8 protein-coding genes and 1 pseudogene are annotated in these 6,447 nt (G+C 41.2%); 6 read left to right on the top strand and 3 right to left on the bottom strand.

What is annotated here, in order from left to right; translation table 11 throughout:
* From zwf to LC574_RS20850, 4 genes are all read left to right on the top strand, one after another.
* Positions 1–1,052 (top strand): glucose-6-phosphate dehydrogenase (gene zwf, locus LC574_RS20865; protein WP_229455375.1); only part of this gene is annotated, 1,052 nt, incomplete at its 5' end.
* 191 nt (positions 1,053–1,243) lie between these two features.
* Positions 1,244–2,614, top strand: coding sequence for a glucose-6-phosphate dehydrogenase assembly protein OpcA (gene opcA / locus LC574_RS20860; protein WP_229455374.1), 1,371 nt, complete (start codon positions 1,244–1,246; stop codon positions 2,612–2,614).
* 60 nt (positions 2,615–2,674) lie between these two features.
* Positions 2,675–2,842, top strand: a complete 168-nt coding sequence (locus LC574_RS20855) for a hypothetical protein (protein ID WP_229455373.1) — start codon at positions 2,675–2,677, stop codon at positions 2,840–2,842.
* Positions 2,843–3,200: 358 nt separating this feature from the next.
* A complete protein-coding gene (locus tag LC574_RS20850; RefSeq protein WP_229455372.1) occupies positions 3,201–3,563 on the top strand; it encodes a hypothetical protein in 363 nt (120 codons plus the stop codon).
* 115 nt (positions 3,564–3,678) lie between these two features.
* On the opposite strand, the gene LC574_RS20845 is transcribed toward LC574_RS20850, so the two are convergent.
* A complete protein-coding gene (locus tag LC574_RS20845) occupies positions 3,679–3,888 on the bottom strand; it encodes a hypothetical protein (RefSeq protein ID WP_229455371.1) in 210 nt (69 codons plus the stop codon).
* Positions 3,889–4,150: 262 nt separating this feature from the next.
* Between LC574_RS20845 and LC574_RS20840 the strand changes: the two genes are divergently transcribed.
* Together LC574_RS20840 and LC574_RS20835 are read left to right on the top strand one after the other, a co-directional pair.
* On the top strand, positions 4,151–4,462 hold the full coding sequence (locus LC574_RS20840) for a hypothetical protein (protein WP_229455376.1): 312 nt from the start codon (positions 4,151–4,153) through the stop codon (positions 4,460–4,462).
* 215 nt (positions 4,463–4,677) lie between these two features.
* The gene (locus tag LC574_RS20835; protein WP_229455370.1) at positions 4,678–5,016 is read left to right on the top strand and encodes a co-chaperone YbbN; all 339 of its coding nucleotides are present in this window, start codon (positions 4,678–4,680) and stop codon (positions 5,014–5,016) included.
* Positions 5,017–5,221: 205 nt separating this feature from the next.
* Here the strand turns inward: LC574_RS20835 and LC574_RS20830 are convergent, their stop codons facing one another.
* On the bottom strand, positions 5,222–5,755 hold the full coding sequence (locus LC574_RS20830; RefSeq protein ID WP_229455369.1) for a dihydrofolate reductase family protein: 534 nt from the start codon (positions 5,753–5,755) through the stop codon (positions 5,222–5,224).
* A gap of 381 nt (positions 5,756–6,136) precedes the next feature.
* Positions 6,137–6,447: pseudogene (locus tag LC574_RS20825) on the bottom strand (hypothetical protein); the annotation flags it as partial.

Below are 6,447 nucleotides of genomic sequence, written 5' to 3'. Positions count from 1 at the left end.
AACATCGTCTAGTAATCGAGAAACCCTTTGGTCGGGACTTGGCTTCTGCCCAAAGTCTTAACCAAGTGGTACAGAAATATTGTAAAGAACATCAAGTATACCGCATTGACCACTACTTAGGTAAAGAAACAGTCCAGAATTTGCTGGTGTTTCGCTTTGCCAATGCGATTTTTGAACCCTTGTGGAATCGTCAATTTGTTGACCACGTACAAATTACCGTGGCAGAAACCGTGGGAGTGGAAGACCGGGCTGGCTACTATGAAAGCGCTGGCGCACTGCGGGATATGTTGCAAAATCACCTCATGCAACTTTACTGCCTAACGGCGATGGAAGCACCCAACGCAATGGATGCCGATAGCATCCGCACAGAAAAAGTGAAGGTACTCCAAGCTACTCGTTTAGCTGATGTTCACAATCTGTCGCGGTCAGCAGTCCGTGGGCAATACAATGCTGGCTGGATGAAAGGTCAAGCAGTGCCAGGGTATCGGACAGAACCAGGCGTTAACCCCAACTCCAGCACACCCACCTACGTAGCGATGAAGTTTGTGGTGGATAACTGGCGCTGGAAAGGTGTTCCTTTCTACTTGCGTACCGGAAAGCGGATGCCGAAAAAAGTGAGTGAGATTTCCATCCACTTCCGCGAAGTTCCATCTCGGATGTTCCAATCTGCCGCCCAACAGACAAACGCCAACATTTTGACGATGCGGATTCAGCCAAATGAAGGTATTTCCTTGCGTTTTGATGTCAAAATGCCTGGGGCAGAATTCCGCACCCGTTCCGTTGACATGGACTTTAGTTATGGTTCCTTTGGCATCCAAGCAACATCCGATGCCTACGATCGCCTATTCCTTGATTGTATGATGAGCGATCAAACATTGTTCACACGGGCGGATGAAGTAGAAGCAGCTTGGCAAGTAGTAACACCAGCCCTTTCCGTTTGGGATGCACCCGCCGATCCAAATACTATTCCCCATTACGAAGCCGGTACTTGGGAACCAGCAGAAGCAGAACTCTTAATTAACCAGGATGGCCGTCGCTGGCGCAGACTGTAGAAAGTTAGGAGTTATGAGTTATGAGTGATGAGTTATGAGTGATGAGTTATGAGTGATGAGTTTTTGAGTTAAGAATTTCAGTTGTTCTAACTCCTAACTTTCAACTCCTAACTCCTAACTCCTAACTTTCAACTCCTAACTCCTAACTCCTAACTCCTAAATTCAAACAAAGCTGACAACTCAAAACTCCTATGGCTCCCCAAACTTCTACAATTTTTTCACTCCAGGCGCCGAAAGATATTTCGCTTAACGAAATAGATGCCGAACTCAATCAAATTTGGCAAAGCTACGGCATAACTGGCGAGAACGGTGGACTTCCCAGTGCTACTAGGGCAACTACATTTACTTTAGTGGTCTACGAACCAGAAGAAACTCAGTATTTGTTGGCTGCTTTGGGATTTTACAACGGCCCAATTGATGGGATTTTAGGGCCACAGATGGTGGCAGCATTGCGGGAAGTCCAAAAGAAACATAGTCTGCCAGAAACTGGAACAGCAACACCAGAAACTCTGACTGTATTACGAGAAGAATTCGCTAAAGGTCAGCGAAACGGGTCTGGAGGTGAACATCCTGCTGCTGGGATGTTAAATAGCGCCAGCCCCAGAATTGCTGATGAAATCGCTCTCCGCAACCCTTGCCGCATCATTGCGCTATTTCCCATTGCTGGCGAAGATGAAGGGGTTAAGGCTCAAGTTTCTGCTTATTGCCCCATCCAAAAGCAATCGTCAAGCACACTTATCTGCTGCGAATACATCACTCTCAGTGGAACTGCTGCTGCTTTAGAACGCATCGGTGGTATGATTCCGGCCTTGTTGATTGGCGGCTTGCCAAAGTTTCTTTGGTGGAAGGCAACACCAGACCCTAACAACGGTCTATTCAAGCGCCTAGCAGCAGTCTGCAATAATGTGATTGTAGATTCTTGCAACTTTAACGAGCCAGAAAGTGAATTACTCCGCCTACAAGAGTTGGTAGAAACAGGTGTACCTTTAGCTGACTTAAACTGGCGTCGCCTCGCATCATGGCAAGAATTGACAGCCGAAGCTTACGACTCACCTAACCGTCGCGCCGCCCTCAAAGAAATTGACCGCGTTACGATTGATTACGAAAAAGGCAACCCTGCCCAAGCTTTGCTGTTTTTAGCTTGGCTGGCAAGTCGGTTGCAATGGCAGCCAGTTTTTTATGAAAAGGAAAGCGGTGATTATGACATCACTCGCATCCGTTTTATTGCTCAAGAGCAGCGACAAGTAGAAGCCGAGTTAGCAGGAGTTCCGGTTGCTGATGTGGGCGATATTATCGGCGACTTGATTGCCTTGCGCCTCAGTTCGACAAATCCCCAGGCAGACTGTGGTACAGTTATCTGCTCGGAAACTGGTGGTTGTATGCGGATGGAAACCCACGGTGGCGCTCAATCCGCCGGTCTGTTTCAACAGGTGACTTCACTTTCGGAACAAAAGGCGGAAGCTTTGCTGAGTCAGCAGGTGCAACGCTGGGGTCGCGAGTCACTTTTTGAAGAAAGCCTGGGAGTGACAGCAAATATTTTCAAATTGGCAACAAATAGTTAGCTTCGCCTACAAAGAATAAAAGTTACCAAAATTAGGAAAATCAAACACAACCCTTCAGATTTGTGGAATATCCAAAAATCTGGAGGGTTTTTATGTACGAAATTTTTTCAAAAATCAGATTGGATTCCTATAGCAATCCTTGCAGGAGTCGTGAAAAATATAGATAAGGAAACGAACCGCCAAGAACGCCAAGGACGCAAAGATAAGAAAGAAAAAAGAGATATATAATTTTCACAAATGATTTAGGACTGCTATATCCCTCTTCCATCAGTCTTGGAGAAAGCAATCGCTGCAAGGCTTATGAGACTTCGATTTTCAGGTTTTAGCAACATTTTTGAATTTCTATTAGAAAATAAAGCTTCAAACCTTGATTGAGTAATAGTTTCAGTTTCCCGCTTCGATTATTGTTTTCTGAGAGTGATGAAAGAGCGATATCCGCAATTTCTGCTCAGTTTACCTAACTGAATTCTGACGACTGATGCCAATATTGCTGTTCGATAAAGCTTTAACTGATTAATTCACCCATTTGTGGGAGGTAATTAGTAAGCCAATAAGTATAATTTACTTATAATCAGACCAACACAAGATGGTTGGAAACAGCATTCACGCAACGGATGTATCAATCATGTTAAACCTGATATTCACCGGATGTATAAAAATAAAACCCTTGGTGGTTTCAACAGCTTTTTTACTGGCTATACAGACTTCTGCCAATGCTGAACAACCGCTTCCTAGTTTGACTCCAGCACAAGCTCAACATTTATCCCGTGATTTAGTTCCATATAACTCTCAAGAATTTTTTAGGCAAGGAAAAAATTCGATTGAGAGAGAAATTCAAATTCTTAGGCAAAGGCAACTGCGCTCAATTAAACCTATTCTTAAGATTAATTCACTACCGGAGATAAAAGTACCCCATACTCAGCAAAACCCTAATATCTTAACTAAGTAAGAATCATCATGCGTTTATGAAACCTTAGAAGCCTAGTCATCACAATCACTATGCTCTGCGTCCCTTTAACAGAGTTTTTGTATTTCAATAAACTTTGCAACACAAATTTATAATCTTAATCGTCTAGCAAACCCATCAACGCTTGAACTTCAACGTCCTGTGGCTCTGATAATTGACCTTGTAACTTTAATAATTCATCTTGTAATGCTTCTGCTACATGGAGCATATTAGATTCTTGTGCAATTTTTAGCTGATTTTCTTTAACCTTGATTTGTTTAAGCAAGTTATTTTCAAAATGAATTGAATTGTAATGTTGAGTAATCATAGCTTTATATTTTTTATCAATCTACGGAATGCAATTAAATTTACCACGTTTGTATTATTCCACATTTTTACCATTTTTTAAATATCTAGTGATTTAATTTTCATTACTAATAGCACAGCACAGCGTAAATAAACATACCATTTCAAATAGCGCAAAAGCTTGGAATACAATACTTTTGACTTCCGCAAGGCGGAAGTAGTGTTTACGGCTATGGCAAGCTTAATATACCATACCCGTTTTTAAACAATTTTTTGTGAATGCTATGAACTTAAAGCTTATAAAAAGAGAAATTTTTACCTTTGTAAAAATTATATCTACAATGCTTATAACAAGCGCAATTGGATTGGAATCATGGAATATTTATGCCGTAATAACTAATACTAATCTACCAAGCAGCCTTAATCCAATTTTTTGGATTGAGCGTTTTGCCATGACTAGCCATTTTATCGAAAGCATTATAGCAGCTTTTTATGCACCTTTAAGAAAAAAGATGCCAATAAAATATGCTACTTATACTTTTTTCGTAGGCACAATTGGGTTGTTAGAACTGTTTGATTCAGAGAATGACTCTTGACGCCTCTACGCCTTTTGGATTAGGTCGGTTGGTAGGGCGCATTAACGCACCCTATGTAAGAAAGTTGTACGTTATTAAATCCAGGCTACTAAGCAAAAGTCAGCTGTGGGGGTTTACCAATGTAGGTGAGTGGTGAATCTGACAGGCAGAAGGGAGTATAGTTTGTATAGTTAGCTTTTTGCTGAAATTTGAGTTTGACACTAAAGGATTAAAAAATGTCTACAGATACTCACATAGTTGCTTACGTTCAAGAAAGTGAATTTGATACCGTTTTAACTGGAAGTGAAGAGAAAGTTGTTGTTGTTGATTTTACTGCTACTTGGTGTGGCCCCTGTCGCCTGATCAGTCCGTTAATGGATCAACTTGCTGAGGAATACAAAGGTCGCGCCAAAGTCGTTAAGGTAGACGTTGACAGCAACAAGCCAATTTTCAAAAGATTCGGTCTTCGCAGTATTCCAGCAGTTTTAATGTTTAAAGATGGTGTTTTAGCAGAAACTATCGTAAGAGTTTCACCTTACGAGGACTTCAGCAACGCTGTTCAGAAGCTTCTTTAGCTAATTCGTAATGACGCTCGTTCCTCGCTAACGCTGCGCTAACGTAATTCGTAATTCGTAATTAAAAAGGGTTTGATATCAAGTCCAGATAATCATATATCATTAAATTTTCCTCGCGTTAATCATAATGATAAGTGTTAAACTGAACATGATATGATTCCACTGCCTAATGATGGCAGTCAGGTAATTATGAATTATGAATTTTTTAAACCTTCTGTTTTCGCTTATAATGTGCTTGAAGTAGGCCGGTAGAATATTGTTTTGAGTTAATCAGTTCCAATTTTTCTTCAGGGTTAGGCGGTGGGAAAAGCTGTATACCGCTACCTAAGATAATTGGAATAGTTGAAATAATATATTCGTCAATCAAGCTGTGCTGAAGAAACGAATTGATTAATGCTCCACCACCAACTAACCAGATATTTTCATAACCTTGAGCCTCTATATTTGCTAAGGCGGGCTTCACTGTGTCAGAAACAAATACAACGTCCTCACGGACAGATTGGAGAGAGCGCTGGGTGAAAACGAAGGATTTTTTTTCTGGATAAGGCCATTTATCAAAACCAAGCCCTACTTCATACGTCTTGCTACCTAACACAATAGCATCAATAGATTCGTAGAAAGCAGTGTAACCGTAGTCTTCACCTTCTGTATCAAGGATTGATAACCAATCAATTCCGCCATCACTACGAGCGATGTAGCCATCCAAACTAGCTGCAATGTAGAGTGTAACTTTTGTCATTGTCCTTGTGAATTTGGTAGTTTTCACTCAATTAATGCAAGCGATCGCAGCCTTATTCCTTCGGGAGCATCCCAATGCAAGCAAATTTACCAAATTAGCAGGTAGTCATTGCGAATGGAGCAAAGCGGAATGAAGCAATCGCAAAGTCTAGATGCTGCGATTGCTTCTCTACGAGACGCTCCGCGAACGCTTCATTTCATTACGCTCGCAATGACAAAATATGTTTTTACACATTTGGGATGCTCCCATTCCTTCTACAGCATTTTATATCAATTTAATATGAAACTGCATAGAAAATAGCTTCTAAAATAAAGTTAAGGGTTTGACGCAGCCTCACAAAGAAATGGTATTAGAGTAATAGTTGGAGAACTTACGGATTGCTCAAAAAAACAATTTGAATCGTGCTAGTTGGTTTTGAAGCGTTCCTGTTAGGATTTTATTTAGTTCTGTGGTGTCTTGGAAGTGCAAAATTTGCTGTGTCGGTAAGTCGAAGGGAAATTGACCTTCAAAGTCTGGGCGTTGCATTTGCGCTAGTAAAATCTGTTCAGACCGCTTACTTTGGATAGCATAGCCAATCTCAATACAGACATTCGGGCTAGGAATTACTTGGGGAGCTTCTTTACCGTCAATACTAGCAATGGGCGTGGTGTCAGCGATAAATAACAAACTCTTACGGATTTTTCGCATGAGAG

The organism is Nostoc sp. CHAB 5715 (assembly GCF_020829685.1).
Lineage (GTDB): Bacteria > Cyanobacteriota > Cyanobacteriia > Cyanobacteriales > Nostocaceae > Nostoc.
Note: the sequence above shows the minus strand (reverse complement) of the source record. Positions and strands in the feature narration are given on the sequence as shown.